The sequence below is a fragment of the Methylobacillus methanolivorans genome, from assembly GCF_044751345.1.
Classification (GTDB): Bacteria; Pseudomonadota; Gammaproteobacteria; order Burkholderiales; family Methylophilaceae; genus Methylobacillus; species Methylobacillus methanolivorans.
On record NZ_JBIWXY010000001.1, the window covers coordinates 121,910 to 140,113 of the forward strand.

Here is an 18,204-nt window from a genome sequence, read left to right on the forward strand (position 1 = left end):
AGTTCTGCACAATCGTCAATAACTCTTGGAGGAGTGTAGTAATGAGTCTTGATAGTTTGAAGGGTCTGGGTATTAAGGTCCCGTACAAAAATAAGTATGACAACTACATTGGCGGCAAGTGGGTTGCGCCTGTAGACGGTCAATATTTCGATAATATCAGCCCGGTGACTGGCAAGGTATTTTGCCAGGTAGCACGTTCTAACGAAAAGGACGTTAATTTGGCACTGGATGCCGCGCATGCGGCCAAGGATGCTTGGGGCAAGAAGTCGGGTACTGAGCGCGCCAATATTCTGCTGAAGATCGCCGATGTGATGGAAGCTAATCTGGAGACCATTGCGATTGCCGAAACCATTGATAACGGCAAACCCCTGCGTGAAACCATGGCTGCCGATATTCCACTGGCTATCGACCATTTCCGCTATTTTGCTAGCTGTATCCGTACGCAGGAGGGTGGTATTAGCGAGATTGATCACGAGACAGTGGCCTATCATTTCCATGAGCCGCTAGGTGTGGTCGGTCAGATCATCCCCTGGAATTTCCCTATCCTGATGGCTGCCTGGAAGCTTGCACCTGCACTGGCTGCGGGTAATTGTATCGTCATGAAGCCTGCCGAGCAGACACCGGTTTCCATCCTAATCGTGATGGAACTGATTGGTCATTTGTTGCCTGATGGTGTACTTAACATCGTCAATGGTCATGGTGTAGAGGCTGGCAAGGCGCTGGCAACTAGCCCACGTATCGCCAAGATCGCGTTTACTGGCTCGACTTCTGTAGGCCGTCTCATCATGCAGTATGCCAGCCAGAACTTGATCCCCGTGACGCTTGAACTGGGTGGCAAGTCTCCCAATATCTTCTTTGAAGATGTCATGGACAAGGATGATGCCTATTTCGACAAGGCGCTTGAAGGCTTCACGTTGTTCGCCCTTAATCAGGGTGAAATCTGTACTTGCCCAAGCCGTGCGCTGATTCAGGAATCTATCTATGAGCAGTTCATTGAGCGTGCGCTCAAGCGAGTGAAGGCAATCAAGCAGGGGAGCCCATTGGATAAGTCCACCATGATTGGTGCACAGGCTTCGAGCGAGCAGGTTGAGATCATCATGTCTTATATCAAGCTGGGCCTGGAGGAGGGCGCCGAGTTGCTGACTGGTGGCAAGTCCACCAAGCTGGCTGGCGACCTGAGCGAAGGCTATTACATTGAGCCTACTGTGTTCAAGGGCCACAACAAGATGCGTATCTTCCAGGAAGAAATCTTTGGCCCTGTGCTTTCCGTCACTACATTCAAGGATGAGAAGGAAGCCTTGGAAATTGCCAATGACACCATGTATGGCCTGGGTGCTGGCTTATGGACACGTGATGGTAGCCGTGCATTCCGTGTTGGGCGTGCTATTCAGGCTGGTCGTGTCTGGACCAATTGTTACCACCTCTATCCTGCGCATGCTGCATTCGGTGGTTACAAGCAGTCCGGTATTGGTCGCGAAAACCATCGCATGATGCTGGATCATTACCAGCAGACCAAGAACCTGCTAGTGAGCTACAGCCCGAATGCGCTGGGTTTCTTCTAGTAGAGTAGGCGCTTGAATCGACGCCCGGATTGAAGCAATCAATCCGGGCGTTGTTGTTTCTGCTTGCTTGATAAATTGTTGGTAGGAAGGAGATGGCATGGCGACAAGTCGGATAGTGGCAACGCCTGCGGCGGCGGCATTGATTGATGAGCTACAGGCCAGGCATGGCAAGCTGATGTTTCATCAATCTGGTGGCTGTTGTGAGGGCAGTGCTCCCATGTGCTTGCAAGAGGGGGAATTCTTGCTGGGCAGTTCTGATGTCAAGGTGGGCATGGTGCATGGGGTGCCGTTTTACATGAACAAGACCCAGTTTGAATATTGGCAACACACTCACCTGACGCTGGATGCGATCACTGGACACGGCGGCATGTTTTCGCTGGAGCAGGCGACGGGCAGGCATTTCCTTATCCGTTCGCGCTTATTCACGGATGCAGAATTACAGGATCTGGAGCCTGTTGAGAACTGTGGATGATCGACAGGCAGATCAGTTAATATGCCTGCCCATCTTTATTACCGTATGCCATGAATGATCCTCTGCTGCTGTGGGGTTTCCTGCAAACATCGTTGCTTGAAATAGCGTCTTTCGCGTTAGCGATCACCATGGTGCTGCTGAATATCCGGCAGTCGTCATGGGCATGGCTATTTGCAATCGCTTCTGCCGGGTTATATGCCGTTGTTTTCTACGATGCCCGCATCTATGGCGATATGCTGTTGCAGTTCGTCTTCATTGCCGTGTCGCTATGGGGCGCTTACCAATGGCTGTTCGGCGGGCGCGATCATCAAGGTGTGACTGTGACACGCTTGTCTCGTCACGGTTGGCTGCTGGTGGCTGGTAGTTGGGTGGTTGTTTATGCCAGCGTTGCATTGTTCTTGCATCACTTCACGGATAGTGATGTCGTGCATATCGACGCTTTCCTGACAGCCGGAAGTTTGGTAGCGCAATGCCTGCTTACGCGCAAAATACTGGAAAACTGGCATATGTGGATATTGATAGATGGCCTGTACATTGCGCTCTACGCATACAAGCAGCTCTATTTGACAGCCTTGCTCTATGGCCTGTTCGTTGTGCTGGCCGTATTGGGCTTGCGGGCCTGGAAAAAGTCATGGTCATCGACTGTCGTTCTGCCATGAAAAATATGGTGCCGCGCATTGCTATTCTTGGGGCAGAATCCACTGGGAAATCTACCCTTGCCGAGGCACTGGCAGCGCATTACCGTACGGCCTGGGTGCCAGAATACCTGCGCGAGTTCGTCGAGACTTTCCAACGTACGCCACGTGCCGACGAGCAGTTTATGATTGCCACGACACAACGCCAGCGCGAGAAAGAGGCTGAGCGACATTCCAACCGCCTACTGTTCTGTGACACTACGCCGCTGATGACGATGGTGTATAGCGAACATTATTTTGGGCAGGCTGACACGGCGCTTGCGAGGCTGGCAGCGGCATATGACTATGCTGCGACCATTGTCACTGCGCCGACCATGCCATGGGTAGCTGATGGCATGCAGCGCGAATCCGACGAGGTGCGCCAGCAGGTGCATGCTCGGCTGATCCGCAAGCTGGAGGCCAGTGGCGTGACCTATCGGCTCGTCGATGGCAGTACCCAACAGCGCGTGATGCAAGTGGTGGACTATCTGGCCTTGCACCTATGCACCGATGCCATGCGTTAACCTTATACCCTGTGAATCAGAAATCAATTTGCGCCGACACGCGGAATACGCGCGGTGCGCCTGGAATCATGTAGCCGCCGAAAGCACTGGATGCATCGCCCCAGTAGAACTTGTTGAACACATTGTCCACCCCCGCCCTAAAGGTAGTGGCTGTATTGCCAAGCTTGGCTGTATAGCGAGCCCCAAGGTTCAGCACATGATAGCCTTCGACCTTTTTGTTTAACGCAGCAATGTCGTTGCTGGGTGCGAAGTTTTTGCTGCTGGAGTAGAGCCAGGTTGCATTCAGCTTGAGCGCAGGCAAGCCAGGCCATGCGTATTCACTATATACCGCTGATTTGAATCTCGGCACATTGCCCACTTGCTTGCCTTCAATGCGTGCATCGTCTGTGCCTTCTGCTTTGGCCTGCAAGGCGGTGAAGCTGCCGCCCAGCATCCAGTCACGGGTCATGCGGCTTTGCGCGGCCAGTTCCAGGCCTCGGTTGATTTGCTTGCCTGCAACCACATAGGTAGGCGTAGCGTCCACATATTCATTATTACGCTTGATCTGGAAGATAGCTGCCGACAGGTTGATATCCTTGGTTGGCTCGGCTTTCACGCCAAGCTCCATTTGTCTGGACTTGCTGGGGTCCATGATGATCTCGGCATTCGTGGTGCCGGTAGGTGCCTCACCCCCAGGCTCCAGACCTTCTGCATAAGAGCCATAGAGTGCCACCGTGGGCTGGAGGCTGTAGACCAGCGCAACATTTGGCAAGATAAAGTTGTCATCGGTACTGCGTGTGGTGACCCCTGATGAATTGAACTGATCGCGCTTGAGTGCTACATAACGTACACCCGCGTGCAGCTTGAGCTGATCATTCAGTGCCATGACATCTTGTACAAAAATCGCGCGCTCTTCATCTTTACGGCGCAAGTGAACGGGATTGACGGCTGCTGTTGAGTAATTGTCGTAATAGACAGGATTGTAGATATTGCTATCGCCAACATACTGGAACGCGTAGTCGGCAAAGTGATCGCGACGACGCAGCGCGGAAAGGCCAACGGTGAGATCGTGCTTTATCGTGCCTGTGATGGCATCGCCTTGTAGCAGTGCCTGGGTGGTGGTGATGGAGCGCTTGTCATTTTTACGACGCAGGTCATAGAGGGCATACTGTCCACTACTGCCATATCCAACCGTTGCATTGGTTGGACAATAGGCTGGAGCATTGGCTAAATCATTAAAATTCCAGCAACCCGAAGGTAAAGCCACGGCATCATCGCGATGTAGCACTGATTGGTTGGCCTGCAAGGTGGTACGCCAGTGGTCGTTCAGCGTGTAGTTGAACTTCACGCCGATATTGTGGCTGTCATCGACGACAGGGCTGCTCCAGGATTGATCATTGAGCATCTGCTTGGCACGAATGCCTGTCGGGATGCGCTGCTCCGGCCCAAGCAGCTGGAAGCCTGGCACGGTCAATTGCGATTTGTGCTGATAATCCAGATCAAGCTGCAAGAGCGCACGGGGACTAAGGTGGAAATCAAACGCACCTGAAATGAAGTTACGATGGCCTGTTGAGCCATCAATATAGGATTTGATGTCTTCCGCCGCGGCATTGATGCGATAACCGAAGATACCGTTTTCAGTGCGTCCGCCAATATCTACCGCGCTATATACCGTACCGCGCTCGCGCACCTCAAAGGTTGCTGTGTGCAGCGGCGTATCGGTGGGGCGCTTGGTCACATAGTTGAGCATGCCGCCTGCAGCAGCGATGCCTGATTGCAGGCCTGCCAGGCCTTTGAGTATTTCGATGCGCTCCTTGTTTTCCATCGGCACCATGGCTTGCGCCAGAATCACCAATCCGTCCTTGCGATAGTTGGCACCCTGATCCAATACGAATCCGCGAATCGCAAACCAATCTGCCAGGCCAACGGCATTGTAGGAGTTTTGCACACTAGCATCCCATTTCACTGCATCGGTGGCGGAGCGTACGCTGCGATCCTGCATCTGTTCCTGTGTTACTACCGTGATGGAGGCTGGGGTTTCCAGCAAGGATTGGTCGGAAAAGCTGCCAATGCTGGCGCGGCGTGCCTTAGCATCCGCCGATGCAGAGGAAACGACCAACTCCGGCAATGCGCTATCCTCGGTATCTGTCGATTGTGCCAAGGCAGCAGGCGAAAATGTGCAGGCGACTGCTAGCACGCTGAGTTTGTGGCGGAAAGGGAAAGCTGGCATTGTTGTTCACTCGCGTTACGGAAAGGCACGCGCAGGAATGAACAAAGAAGCTCCGGAATGGACCTTGAGTGGCTTTGCGCTTCCCTACGCTGGCATTATCCAGGTCAGGTTCAAGGGTTTTTCTCACCCGAAGATTGGCTCTTCAGGACCCCTAGCGTGGGCCGTATACTACCAAGAAATGTCAAGAAAACGCCAGCTTTGTGTAATGTACGCAAATACTGAGCGGGTTTTTGCTACGCTTGATCTGCTTGCGTTGTGCCAGTGCTGGGCCATAAGGAATGCAGATGTGAGAGTACATTCTGCTCACCAATCTGGCTGACTAAGCCCGCGCGGCGCAATTTTTCCATGATATTAGGCCTGGCCTCGGCGATCACCAGGTGGATCTGGTGTTGTTTGCAGGTATCCAGCAGGTTCCACAAAGCTTGCATGCCCGTGGCATCCATGATGGGTACGCGCGACATCCTGAGTACGATGGTGTCAGTGTCATCACGCAGGGTTTGCAGCCGGTGCTGTAAATGCTCTGCCGCGCCAAAGAACAACGGGCCCTCCAATCGGTATACCAATGTGCTGGGTGGCAGGCACCATGCGCGTTGCCCGTATTCCTGCTGGAGGTCAGCATCGCTTAATGGCGTGACACTCACCGTTTCCGCCATGCGTTTCATGAACAATAGCGTGGCAAGCATGACGCCGATATTCACGGCGATCACCAAATCGCTGAATACCGTGAGCAGGAAGGTGATCAGCAGCACGACGACATCGGCGCGGGGTGCGGTCTTGACCATATGCAAGAAACGATGTGCTTCACTCATGTTATAGGCCACGACGAACAAAATGGCCGCCAGTGCCGCGAGCGGTATATTGACTGCCAATGGTGCCAGCAATATCACGATCAATACCAATGTGAGCGCATGAACGATGCCAGAAAGCGGGCTGTTGCCGCCATTGCGAATATTCGTTGCGGTGCGTGCCAGTGCGCCGGTAGCGGCAAATCCACCGAATAATGGCGAGGCGATGTTGGCAATGCCTTGCCCAATCAGCTCCTGGTTGGACTGATGGCGTGTACCCGCCATATTGTCCGCCACCACCGCCGAGAGCAGGGACTCAATCGCACCCAGCAGAGCAATGGTAAAGGCAGGTCCGATCAACTCCAGCATGGTGGCAGCGTTGATGCCAGTTGGCAGGGCAAACTGTGGCAGGGCCTGCGGAATGCCGCCGAATGCGCTACCTATGGTGGCGACTTCCTTGAAACTGAATATGGGCTGAAGCACAGTGGCTGCGACGATGGCTACCAATGGGCCAGGGATTTTTTTCAGGTAGCGATTGGATAGCAGCAAAACCGCCAGTGTGAAGACGCCCATCAAGGTAGTGTGCAGTTCCAGGTGTGGCAGTGCCGTGATCAGGTGTAGTACTTTCTCGTGGAAATGGTGTGCCGCTTGTGGCGCAAGCCCGAAGAAGTCTTGCCATTGCCCAACAAAAATAATGACGGCAATCCCGCTGGTGAAGCCGATGATGACTGGCTCTGGAATATAGCGAATCACACTGCCCATGCGCGCTAGGCCCATGATGAGTAGCATCACGCCCGCCATCAGGGTGGCGATCTGTAAGCCTGCAATGCCGTATTTTGCAGTGATGCCGGAGAGGATGACGATGAAGGCCCCCGTCGGCCCGGTGATCTGCAAGCGGCTGCCGCCAAAGAGTGAGGCGAGTGTGCCTGCGACAATCGCCGTATATAGGCCTTGTTCCGGCTTGGCCCCGGAGGCAATGGCAAAAGCCATGGCGAGTGGCAAGGCCACCACCCCGACGATCAGCCCCGACATGATGTTGCGGGACCAATATTGGCGGGAGAGCAAGCCAGCACGCTTGGCTTCGAGAATCGCGATCATGATGTAAGGGCCGCTAGGCAAATGACAGGCATATCATAGCCTCTTTACCTAGCGCGGCAAGATGATGTGCGGTAGTTATAGAGATTCAATGAAATCGAGCAGGTGTTGGCGCTCTTGCCGCGACATCTGTTGCACCATGTTGCGCGACTCTTCTGCTTCGCCGCCATGCCACAAGATCGCTTCCAGAATAGTTCGCGCTCGGCCATCATGCAGGAACCCGGCATGTGGCTCCACTTGCTTGGCCAGGCCTATGCCCCATAGCGGCGGCGTACGCCATTCGCTGCCGCTGGCAGCAAAATCCGGGCGCTGGTCGGCAAGCGCTGGCCCCATGTCGTGTAGTAATAAATCGGTATAGGGCGCGATCGCTTGTTCACCAAGGGCTGTGAGGCGCGGGAAAGCCCCTGTCTTGATCTCTGGCTGGTGGCAGACTGCACATTGGGCTTGGCGGAACAGCAAGGCCCCGCGCTGTATGGAGGCTTGCTGTTGCTGGCGGGGCGCAGGGGCGGCAAGGGCGAGTTGGTAAAACTCCATTTGCTCCAGTTGTGCGGCAGATATTTCAGGAATGCCGGAAACGGGAGCTTGCTGACATGCAGTTTGCTCTTTGGCGCAATTGCCATGGGGGAACAGATGCGAGCTTAGCCCCATGTCGCCAGCCAAGGCGCTGGCGGTTTGCTCACGCAATGTGGCGACATTGGCTTTCCAGCCGAAACGGCCAATCACTGTTTTTTGCTGTTCTGCACTCCACACCCAATTGACCTTGCCTTTGATCTTGCCCGGCTTGGGCTGGGCCGCCAATGCTAGCAATGTGCTATCCGGGATGGCAGCGAGCAAGCCCATGCCATAAATTGCCGGGGCAATACGGGCTGAGGTTTGCAGGTTGTCCGGCATAGAACCGTAGGCCAGGTTGCTGAATGAAATACGTGGTGTTCGTACGCTGACGATTTCACCCCCATTTAGGAGGACATCGGTTTCTGCATAATGCAGATGCGCACGGCCTTCTGCATTGACACCAGGCGCGCCGAACTCCTGCAATTGATCGCCATACCACGGCAGGGGCAAAGGAGCACCGGTGATGGTTTTACCGGGAATGCTCAGGCGAACCAGCATGGAGCGCATGGATTCTTCTGGTGAATCTGGTGCAAAGCCACGGCCATTTTTGGCATGGCAAGCGATGCAGGCGTTGCGGTTATATAACGGCCCTAGCCCTGCGATTTCACGATCAAGCGCGGGAGAGATAATCCAGCTTTGCCGCACCAGGCCACGGCCTTGCTGGAATGTCTGCATATCTTCTGTGGCGAGTGGTTGTATCGCTTGCGAGTAGGCCTCACGAGTGGTGTTGTTGGTCACCACACTGGCTGTTTCTTGACTGCTGGTCAGGCTGGGAATAAAAGCACTGGCGATCAGTGATGCGACAAGAAAGCGATACCACATACGGTTTACAAGCCTGATGCAATGCGGGCGGCGGCTTGGTAGCGATCATGCATGATCTTCTGCCATTGTGCTGTTTCAGTGGTGCTCAATGCCTTGGTTGCTTTGGACTCGGCGGTAGCCTCATCCATGGGTAGCGATTGCAGTAGCTTCTTTGCTTGCAGCACTTGTGGTGCATTCTCGCCCAAGGTGTTACTTGCAGACTGGATGGCGGCGATGGCCTGCTGCAGGCTAGCCAGGTTTTCCGTAATGATGGCATCAAACAAGGCATTGGTGATCTCTTGGCGAGTCAGGCCGCGCTTGGTGTCATAGGTGAATGCCGGATTGTTTGCAAATGGGTTGAAGTATCCTGCGGGCTTGTCTGCATAGACAGAAGGCCGGACAGGCAGCTTGCGAATATCCGGGTGGAACAGTAGGCGTTGGCCTTGTTCTGAAAGCACAAAGCTGGTGAAGGCTTGTGCACCTTCCTGATTGGCTGCCTGCTTCATTACCGCGATGTGCGCCGGAGAATAACCTGTGACTTCAGGGTAAATAAATTGCAGAGGTGCACCATTGGCAATGGCCGATGCCGTGAAAAAGTCGATGGTCAAGCCTGCGAGCAGGCGGCCAGTGGCAATATCATCGGTGATAAACGTAGACCCCATGCCGACCAACTCTGCATTGGCGGCGATCTCCTGCAGCAGATTCCAGCCAGATTGCCAACCGTAGCCTTGCAGCAAAATATCAATGAGTGGCGGGGCGTAACCCACTTTGGATGGCACAGGCAGGGCAACCTTGCCACACCATGCCGGATGAGCGAGATCGTGCCAGTCATGCGGTACCGGCAACCTTGCTGCCGCTAAACCCTGTGGGTTGGTGACAATGCCATAGCCTGCTGTTTCCGTGGCGATATAGTTGCCTTCGCGTAATGAGAAACCGTTGATAGATGCTGGTAAACCATCGAGGTTTAACTTCAATGGCTGAAAAGCCTGCATCTTCTCCAGTTGAGAAAAATTACGCTGGGCAGGCGTCCAGTACACATCCACGGGGTGCGATGCATCTTTGAAATACGCCATGGCATCGCGAGATTGACGCCAAAGCACTTCCAGCCTGTATTGCGGATATTGTTTTTCGAACGCCGCCTCGAATTGCGAGACCACTTCTTGCGGATAGCTGGTCATGACGATGACCTTGGTCGTGTCAGCCCCTGATGCCTGGCTGGCAACCATCAACCAGGTAATAAGAATAAGGATTGGCCAGCTCAATGCTGCCTTGATAGTAAGAGAGCGGGCCATGGTGTTTCCTATCTAAATTGTGAATGGTTTAGAACTTGCGAGTGACGTTAACAAACATATTGCGGCCTTGGAGGAAAAACCCTTCCATGTAGGCGTAGTTTTTATCAAGTAGGTTATTTACACCTGCTTCACCATACCAATCTTGATTGAATTGATACATGCCTTTAAAGTTAATTAAAGCATAGCCACTAGTGCCGAACCATGGTGCGTTTAGATTGTTTCCATTTTTTCGTGAAAGGCGATTGCCGTCAGCTGCATCAATATTGGCGATTAGGGTCAGTGCGCTATTGACGGTCCATTTGCCATAAGCGAATAGCTTGTTATGAGGAACTCCAATTAATTTATATTGTTCGCTCTTGTTATCTCGATCCAGATAGGTGTAGTTAAGTCCTAGTTCTGTTTCTTCATTTGGCTTATAGGTTGCTCCTAATTCAATACCATTAGTAATGACTTTGCTGATGTTTTGAAATTGCACACAGTTTGTACCATCTGCACAGCCACTGACTCCAGTCGTGACTTCTTGAATCATGTCTTTAGTGTTGTAGTAGAACAATGCACCTTGTAACCGTAGCTCTTGTGTAATGTAACTCGCAGCACCAATTTCATAGTTGGTTGAGGATTCCGTGCCAAGATTGGGGTTCTGTACTGCACTGCCAAAACGAGTGGAGAAGCGGTCTTTTATTGTGGCAAAGCGGCTTTTTCGTGCAACGGTGGCATGGATTTCACTATCTTCTGTTGGGCGATAGAATAGACCTGCCTGTGGATTCCATGCTTGTGCTTGGCCTGGATCAAACTCACTTGGCCGTCCATTGCTTTCAATTCTCAAGGCTTCAATATTCTTGCGCTTATCGTAACTGACACCGGTCACTAGGGAGAGTTTGTCACTGAATGCATGGGTATCCTCAATACCAATCGAAGTCGTGCGATCTTCATAGCGATGCTTGCGACCATTAATGACATTTTCTCTATGGATATCTTGCTTTAGATGCCAAGATATTTTTAGCGTGTTGGCCTCACTTAGTTTTGTACCAAACTCCATGCTACTACCATAGGTATGGTCGTTATAAAAGCTTGGCGGACGGTTAGTTAGAAAAGTACTGTAGTTAGCATTCGTAAATTGTTCCAGAGAGTTTTTAAACTCATCATAGAAAACACGTACTTTAATGTAACTAGTTTCCCCTAGTTTTGTGTTAGAAATAAAATATAGGCTTTCTTTGTCCCATTTAGGCCATTGCCAATAATTTGGATCTAGAGAGGTCTTTCCCGCATAAGGTGGCGAACCTTTAGTCCCTTGTTGATTAATATAGTTAATGGAATATTCATCACCTTCGCGGGGCGTAATGCCAAATTTCAGATTTATCTTGCCATCACGATTGTAAGAGTTTTCACGAACACCCCCATCTTCCGCTCGAGTTGGCGTGAAGTCTCCCGATAGGCGGTAACGATTAATGTCTACAAAAGATGCATTAGCTTGCCAGTACCACGTGCCTTGATTGCCGCCAAAGCTAGCATCCGTTGTATAACCATTGTGTTGGAAGTCACGATCTGTTTTGATACCAGCGGTGACACTTCCTTCGAATTCTTTTTCGGGTTTGCGGCTGACGAGATTAATGGCGCCGCCTAAGGTGTTTGCACCAAATAATACAGAGCTAAAGCCCTTGGAAACTTGGATTTTGGATAAGTCATATGTTGTGAAGCGAGCTAAGTCTACATATCCATCGTAGCTGATATAAATAGGAATTCCATCCAAATACAGCGGAACTTGACGCAAATTGAAGCCACGGATTTGCGCCATTTGCTCATTGCGTTGTGCTCCAACGCCATTTTGTTGTGCTCCAGTGATATTAACGCCTGGCAACAAATTTAGAGCGGAATCTACAGTTTCGCGATTAAAAAGCCGCATATCCTCTTGCGTTATAGTGTCGTTTGCTAGTCTGGTTGCATTTTCTTTGAAGGCGACGACATTGATTTCCCCTAATGTATAAGGTGCCACTTCTGCCAACGTGGCTTGGCTGCTAGCTGACAGCGCAAGAATGACAGCCGCTTTCAGCGGCTTAAGGTTAGTGAACATTGATCTCCCCGATGCTAAGTAATTGAAACAAAGGCGGGATTAAATATGAATTCATTATATTTGTAAATATATAACGTAAGTTATGCATGGGTCACTGCATGAGATGATTCAAATATGTCAGTAGGCTAGGGCAGCTATTCGGGTTGGCTTGAATTAATCACTTGTTCTGGTAGGCTTTGCCGATACTTTCAGCAGGTGTTGCCGTGTCGCCATTATCCGAAATCCGCAAGTATCTTGAATCTGCAGCGCAGAGTTCGCTGGATGATATTTATGCAATTGACCCCCAGTCCTTAACATTGATGACGGTATTGGTTGATGGGGCGGAAGCGCCTGTGGCTGAGTATCCGGTGGATAATTTGCTGCAAGCATTGAGAGAGCCGCAGATCAGGGAGTTTCTTGACGCGGTGCCTAGAGAGCAGACGATGCTTGATATCAGCCATGAGTTGCATGCACTCAACCGCTACTTGGGGGAATTCCGTTTACTCATGGTCGGACGCTCCAGTGGACAGGTGTTACTGGTGATGCGTGATACTCATGCCTTTAGCCGTCATCTTCTGCATGTGCTGAATGAGGGGGCAAACCTGAGTTCGTTGATTTCTAATGCGCCGGGTGTAGTTTATCAAGCGCATATGAGCCGCGATGGTGTCATGGGTTTTGTTTATTTGAGTGATGCTTGTAAGCCTTTACTGGGAGAGGATGCCGAAGTATTAGTTGCTAATCCTGATATTTTTCTTTCTCTCATCAATGAGGAGGATAAAGCTGCCTATGAAAAGAATGTCAGCGAATCTGCGCATAATTTGAGCGTGCTGAATTGGACGGGCCGCTTCTGGATGCAGGCGTGGCAAGATACGAAATGGATTAACCTGCGTGCCAGTCCACGCAAGATGCCCGATAACACGGTGGTGTGGGAGGGCATCATGACCAATATCACGCAGAGTCGACGGGAGCAGCAAGCGATTCGCCAATCGCATGAAAAGCTTGCCCGGCTTTCAGCGCAAATGGCGCAGATCAAGGAAAAAGAGCGTTTGCGTATCGCCCAGGAAGTGCATGATGACTTAGGGGGAAACCTGACGGCAATTCGTCTCGGTTTGTCTTCCATCATCAAACGGCTAGGCCCTGAGCAGGAGACTTTACTGAGTAAAGCTAAGCAATTGGAGGCAATCGTTGATGATACATTTGAAGCCGCTCACCGGATTGCCAGTGATTTACGCCCCAACGTACTGGAGTTGGGGATAGTCGCCGCACTTGAATGGCAGGCAGCCCAGTTTGTCGAGAAAATCGGGATTCCTTGCGAGTTTGTTTGTCATCAGCCTGAACTGACGGTGTCGACTGATCATGCAATTACCTTATTCCGTATTTGCCAGGAGGCGATGTCCAATATTGCTAAATATGCCAAGGCTAGTGATGTGAAAGTGACTTTGGCGGCATCAGCGGATGAGATTGTGATGCAAGTGGTGGATGATGGTATCGGCATTGCGCCTGTTGACAGGTTAAAGAGTAATGCCTTTGGCATTAGCGGCATGGCGGAGCGTGCGGTAGCGCTTGCTGGGCAATGCAAGGTGCAAGCGGGTAAACAAGGAGGTACAATAGTCACGGTGACGCTACCAGTGCAGCCAGTGAATATTGCCACGGCACTTAAATAACAAAACGATAAGAACAATAACGATACCTCATAAATAACCATGGCATTGACTTCTACTTCTACAATTAAAGTGATTATTGCTGATGATCACGCCATCCTGCGGGAAGGCTTGAAGCAGATACTTGCCGAAACTGAAGATATTGAAGTGGTGGCAGACGCTAAAAATGCGGCAGAGGCGATCAAGTTGGCTGGCACTAAGGGGTTGGATGTCTTGGTGCTGGATATTTCCCTGCCGGATCGTAGTGGTATAGACGCTTGCAATATCATCAGGAAAGAACATCCGCGGGTCGCAGTGTTAATGCTATCCATGCATCGCGAAGATGCCTATGCGATTCGTGCCTTGCGTGCCGGAGCTTCTGGGTATCTAAGCAAGCAAGGAGCTTCTGATCAGCTGGTGACGGCGATCCGCACAGTGGCCAAGGGCAAGAAGTACATCAGCCCGGAAGTAGCCCTGGCATTGGCGGACCAAGTCGATGGCGGCTTGGATAAGCCGATGCATGATTGCCTTTCCAATCGTGAATTCCAGACCTTGACCATGATTGCCTCAGGTCTTTCTGTCAGCGAGATTGCGGATAACCTTTCCCTATCGGTCAAGACAGTCAGCATGTATCGTGCTCGATTGTTGGAAAAGCTCAACCTGCGCCACAACGCAGAATTAACTCACTACGCGATCAAGAACAACCTGATCGATTAATTTCAAGCGCTGATCTGGCGCTTTTTACCCCTCTTTTTATCCCGATTGCCTGCTTTAACCTCACGCTATGATGCTGATTGTGGCGTGGTGGCATATTTTTTTACATTCTGAAAATTAAAAAATAAGCTACTAAAAACTTTAGGGTTAAAAATAAAAAAAAATGATTTTTGTTTTTAACTTATTGAATTTTAATTAATTTAATAGCGTTTTTAATTGCGTGAAGGAGAGGGCTCTAAAGATTTTTTTAACCAAACCGACATCAGGGGCATGGCATTGCAATCAGATGCTGCTCGAGAGAAAAACAAGTGAAGTAAAGCTCCTAAATTTTCTCCTGAAGCGACCGATAACAGTCTTAACAGTGATGTGATTCAAGGCTGTAAAGCGATACCAAACGCAACAAAGTGTTTGATGGAAATTAACTAAATCGAAGGAGAACCAACATGGCTGCAGTTATTAACACCAACCTGGCTTCGCTGAATGCGCAACGTAACCTGACTACTTCGCAATCCAGCTTGAATACATCCTTGCAACGTCTATCCTCTGGTCTGCGTGTTAACAGCGCCAAGGACGATGCTGCTGGCCTGTCCATTGCGACTCGTATGGATGCGCAAGTGCGTGGTCAAACCGTAGCAATCCGTAATGCCAACGATGCTATCTCACTGGCACAAACTGCTGAAGGGGCGCTGGGCAAGATTACTGATTCACTGCAACGTATGCGTGAACTGGCAGTACAGTCTGCCAATGCCACCAATGAAACGGGCGACCGCGATAACCTGAATGCTGAATTCAAGCAGTTGCAAGAAGAAATCACTCGTATCACTAATAGTACAAAATTTAACGGTAAGGCATTGTTTACTAGCAGCAATGGTTTGACATTCCAAGTTGGTGCAGGCACTACGGGAGGTCAAGATACGATTACTGTTACTGCCGTGAACTTGACTGCTGGAGGTGCTGCATCGGGTGTTGCTGCTGCTGCTGTTACAGGTACAGTGGCAATTAGCGGTGCATCCGCAGATAGTGCCACGGCAGCGATTACTGCAATTGACACTGCTTTGGATCAAGTTAACACGAGCCGTGCGACTTTGGGTGCAGTGCAGAACCGCTTCGAGTCTGTGATCAGCAGCTTGCAAGTGTCGGTTGAGAATCAATCTGCAGCTAAGTCTCGGATCCTAGATGCTGACTTTGCCGCTGAAACAGCGAACTTGACCAAGGCGCAGATTCTGCAACAAGCGGGTACTGCAATGCTGGCACAAGCCAACTCCGTGCCTAACAATGTGCTGACCTTGCTCCGAGGTTAAGGACAAGTGGCAGGTTATTAGTATGAAAATCCCGCAGTCTTCTTGAAAAAAGAGGCTGCGGGTTTTGCTTAAGGAATTCAACATGGCAATCACGAACATAGAGGCATATAGTCAGACGAATAGTCTGGCTCCTACGGCATCAGTCGTGTCTTTGCCTGGTGCCGGAGAAAAAGGTGGTGAGCAGCAACCTGCACCTGTGGCAACTAATGATGAGGTTCAATCAGCCGTAAAGCAAATTAATGAATTTATCGCTCCCATGATGCAGTCGATCCAGTTTTCCACAGATGCGGATTCGGGTCGAGTGGTTGTGAAAGTGGTTGATTCTGAAACACAGAAAGTATTACGCCAGATTCCTAACGAGGAGGTATTGGCGATTTCAAAAACCCTGGGCAAGCTGCAGGGGTTGATTATCAGGCAGACAGCCTGAGTTTGATTTTTTAGGTTTTCAGGGAAGAGAGGCATCGTTATGGCAAGCACTAGCGGGATTTCTGCCAGTACCAATTTCGATATCGATTCGATAGTCAGCAGCTTAATGACGGTTGAGCAAAAACCGTTGACGCTGCTCAGTCAGCAGAAAACGTCCTACCAGTCCAAGATCTCGGCCTATGCGACCTTGCAGAGCTCGCTATCCAGTTTTCAGACAGCGTTAGCCAATCTTTCTACCAGCAGTAAGTTCAATGTGCAGTCTGCCACGTCAGGGGATAGCTCGGTTTTTACCGCAACCTCCAGTGGTTCTGCGACGGTGAGCAATTATTCCATCAAGGTAGGTCAACTCGCACAATCCCAGAAGCTGGCTACATCAAGCTTTGCTAGTACCAGTAGCACAGTCGGCACCGGCACATTGACGATTACGCTGGGTACCTATGATGAAGCTAATAATACCTTCACTGCCAACCCTGATAAAACCGCGAAAAGTGTGACAATCTCTGCCACTAACAATAGCCTTGCGGGCATCCGTGATGCTATCAATGCGGGTGATGCAGGTGTAACGGCGACTATTGTCAATGATGGTCAGAGTGGTGGACGCCTAGTGTTGACCTCAAAAGAGTCTGGAGAGATCAACAGCATCAAGATCACTGTTGCTGACGCCGATGGTAATAATGCTGATGCTGATGGATTATCCCGCCTTGCTTATGATCCAACTGCGAGCGCTGGTTCCGGAAAGAACCTGGTTGAGTTGCAAGAGGCACGTAATGCCAAGCTCAATATTGATGGTATTGACGTGGAAAGCGCAAGCAATGTCGTGACTGGCGTATTGAACGGTATTACGCTGAGCTTGTTCAAAGCTAGCCCGGATACTGCTGTTTCGCTGAATGTCACCAAGGATGTAAAGGCCATCAAGGATTCCGTCAATGCCTTTGTAACTGCCTTCAATGCCGTCAATACCACACTGCGTAATCTGACCAAGTTTGATGATAGTACTACGACGGCTGCGGACAGGAAAAATGGCGCATTGCTCGGCGACGCCACAGCAAGGTCAATTTCTTCGCAAATCAAGATGTCGCTCACAAAATCAGTGGGTGGTACTGATGCATTTAGTACATTGAGCCAAATTGGTGTGGGGATACAACGAGATGGTTCGCTTGCGCTTGACTCAAGCAAGCTGGAAAAAGCGATTAATACTAACCTGGATGATGTTGCCAAACTATTTGCTGCAGTCGGTGTGCCTTCAGATGTTGAGACGCGCTTTGTCACGCAGGGAAGCAAAACACAATCTGGTAACTATGCGATCAATATCACGCAAGCCGCAACCAAGGGGACGCTGACCGGTAACGCATCGCCTGACTTGAATATTGAGGCAGGGGTGAATGATACGTTATCCATCAAAATCAATAGTATCTCTTACAACCTGACACTGGCTGCTGGAAACTATGCCTCTGTAGAGGAGTTGGCGCAACAGTTGCAGACCCAGTTGAAGGATGCGAAGTCATCTGCTGAGGTTTCTGTCGAAGGCGGAATGCTGAAAATTACCTCCCCAGAATATGGTACTGGATCAACACTTGAGATCACTGGGGGAACAGCAGCAAGTGGTTTGTTTGGCAGTGACCCGGTCGCGGTTGAGGGGCTTGATGTAGCAGGTACAATCAATGGGGCAGAGGCCACAGGCAAAGGCCAGGTGCTGACCAGTACCGCTGTCGGTAATCCAGCCGAGGGGCTGGTTGTTTCTGTACGCGGTACGGCAACAGGTAGCCGTGGCAGCATTGGGTTAAGTGTGGGCTATGCTGCACAACTGAATGAGTTGGTCAAAGGGTTCACTAGTGATGCTGGCCTGCTGGCAAATCGAACAGAGGGCTTGCAGGAATCTATCAAGCGTGTAACCAAGCAAGAGGATGCTTTGGAGGTACGGCTGACTGCCGTACAAGCACGTTATCGTGCCCAGTTTGTGGCGCTTGATGTCTTGATGACACAAATGAAGACAACACAATCTTATCTTACTCAACAACTTGCCGCTATTAGCGCTAACAGTTAATTA

General features: G+C 50.8%; 14 protein-coding genes and 1 riboswitch. Of the genes, 9 read left to right on the top strand and 5 right to left on the bottom strand.

The genetic code is table 11. The features are described from left to right. Window positions 1-41 precede the first annotated feature (41 nt). The 4 genes from exaC to ACIKP9_RS00645 all read left to right on the top strand — a co-directional run bounded on the left by exaC (window position 42) and on the right by ACIKP9_RS00645 (window position 3,232). On the top strand, window positions 42-1,562 hold the full coding sequence (exaC, locus tag ACIKP9_RS00630; protein WP_230346722.1) for an acetaldehyde dehydrogenase ExaC: 1,521 nt from the start codon (window positions 42-44) through the stop codon (window positions 1,560-1,562). Window positions 1,563-1,659: 97 nt separating this feature from the next. Then, window positions 1,660-2,034: a DUF779 domain-containing protein gene (locus ACIKP9_RS00635; protein ID WP_400877921.1), complete on the top strand. Its 375-nt coding sequence runs from the start codon at window positions 1,660-1,662 to the stop codon at window positions 2,032-2,034. Window positions 2,035-2,084: 50 nt separating this feature from the next. Continuing rightward, window positions 2,085-2,693: a nicotinamide riboside transporter PnuC gene (gene pnuC, locus ACIKP9_RS00640; RefSeq protein ID WP_400877924.1), complete on the top strand. Its 609-nt coding sequence runs from the start codon at window positions 2,085-2,087 to the stop codon at window positions 2,691-2,693. Then, complete coding sequence (locus ACIKP9_RS00645) at window positions 2,666-3,232, top strand: AAA family ATPase (protein ID WP_400877927.1); 567 nt, start codon at window positions 2,666-2,668, stop codon at window positions 3,230-3,232. Before pnuC ends, ACIKP9_RS00645 begins: the two co-directional genes overlap by 28 nt. A gap of 16 nt (window positions 3,233-3,248) precedes the next feature. Here the strand turns inward: ACIKP9_RS00645 and ACIKP9_RS00650 are convergent, their stop codons facing one another. From ACIKP9_RS00650 to ACIKP9_RS00670, 5 genes are all read right to left on the bottom strand, one after another. Then, window positions 3,249-5,441, bottom strand: a complete 2,193-nt coding sequence (locus tag ACIKP9_RS00650; protein WP_400877930.1) for a TonB-dependent siderophore receptor — start codon at window positions 5,439-5,441, stop codon at window positions 3,249-3,251. A gap of 64 nt (window positions 5,442-5,505) precedes the next feature. Then, window positions 5,506-5,604: riboswitch (TPP riboswitch) on the bottom strand. 70 nt (window positions 5,605-5,674) lie between these two features. Beyond that, entirely contained in the window at window positions 5,675-7,324 is a 1,650-nt protein-coding gene (sulP, locus tag ACIKP9_RS00655; RefSeq protein ID WP_400877933.1) for a sulfate permease, read from the bottom strand. Window positions 7,325-7,399: 75 nt separating this feature from the next. Next, on the bottom strand, window positions 7,400-8,755 hold the full coding sequence (locus ACIKP9_RS00660; RefSeq protein ID WP_400877936.1) for a di-heme oxidoreductase family protein: 1,356 nt from the start codon (window positions 8,753-8,755) through the stop codon (window positions 7,400-7,402). 5 nt (window positions 8,756-8,760) lie between these two features. Continuing rightward, on the bottom strand, window positions 8,761-10,026 hold the full coding sequence (locus ACIKP9_RS00665; RefSeq protein ID WP_400877939.1) for an ABC transporter substrate-binding protein: 1,266 nt from the start codon (window positions 10,024-10,026) through the stop codon (window positions 8,761-8,763). A gap of 28 nt (window positions 10,027-10,054) precedes the next feature. Continuing rightward, window positions 10,055-12,097, bottom strand: coding sequence for a TonB-dependent receptor plug domain-containing protein (locus tag ACIKP9_RS00670; RefSeq protein WP_400877942.1), 2,043 nt, complete (start codon window positions 12,095-12,097; stop codon window positions 10,055-10,057). A gap of 203 nt (window positions 12,098-12,300) precedes the next feature. Here ACIKP9_RS00670 and ACIKP9_RS00675 point away from each other — a divergent pair, with 203 nt between their 5' ends. From ACIKP9_RS00675 to fliD, 5 genes are all read left to right on the top strand, one after another. Next, entirely contained in the window at window positions 12,301-13,740 is a 1,440-nt protein-coding gene (locus tag ACIKP9_RS00675) for a sensor histidine kinase (protein ID WP_400877945.1), read from the top strand. A gap of 39 nt (window positions 13,741-13,779) precedes the next feature. Then, window positions 13,780-14,433: a response regulator gene (locus ACIKP9_RS00680; RefSeq protein ID WP_400877948.1), complete on the top strand. Its 654-nt coding sequence runs from the start codon at window positions 13,780-13,782 to the stop codon at window positions 14,431-14,433. Between the two features lie 440 nt (window positions 14,434-14,873). Beyond that, the gene (locus tag ACIKP9_RS00685) at window positions 14,874-15,731 is read left to right on the top strand and encodes a flagellin domain-containing protein (protein WP_400877951.1); all 858 of its coding nucleotides are present in this window, start codon (window positions 14,874-14,876) and stop codon (window positions 15,729-15,731) included. A gap of 82 nt (window positions 15,732-15,813) precedes the next feature. After that, a complete protein-coding gene (locus ACIKP9_RS00690) occupies window positions 15,814-16,158 on the top strand; it encodes a flagellar protein FlaG (protein WP_230346734.1) in 345 nt (114 codons plus the stop codon). A 39-nt stretch (window positions 16,159-16,197) separates the two neighbouring features. Next, complete coding sequence (gene fliD / locus ACIKP9_RS00695; RefSeq protein WP_400877956.1) at window positions 16,198-18,201, top strand: flagellar filament capping protein FliD; 2,004 nt, start codon at window positions 16,198-16,200, stop codon at window positions 18,199-18,201. The last annotated feature ends 3 nt before the right edge of the window (window positions 18,202-18,204 follow it).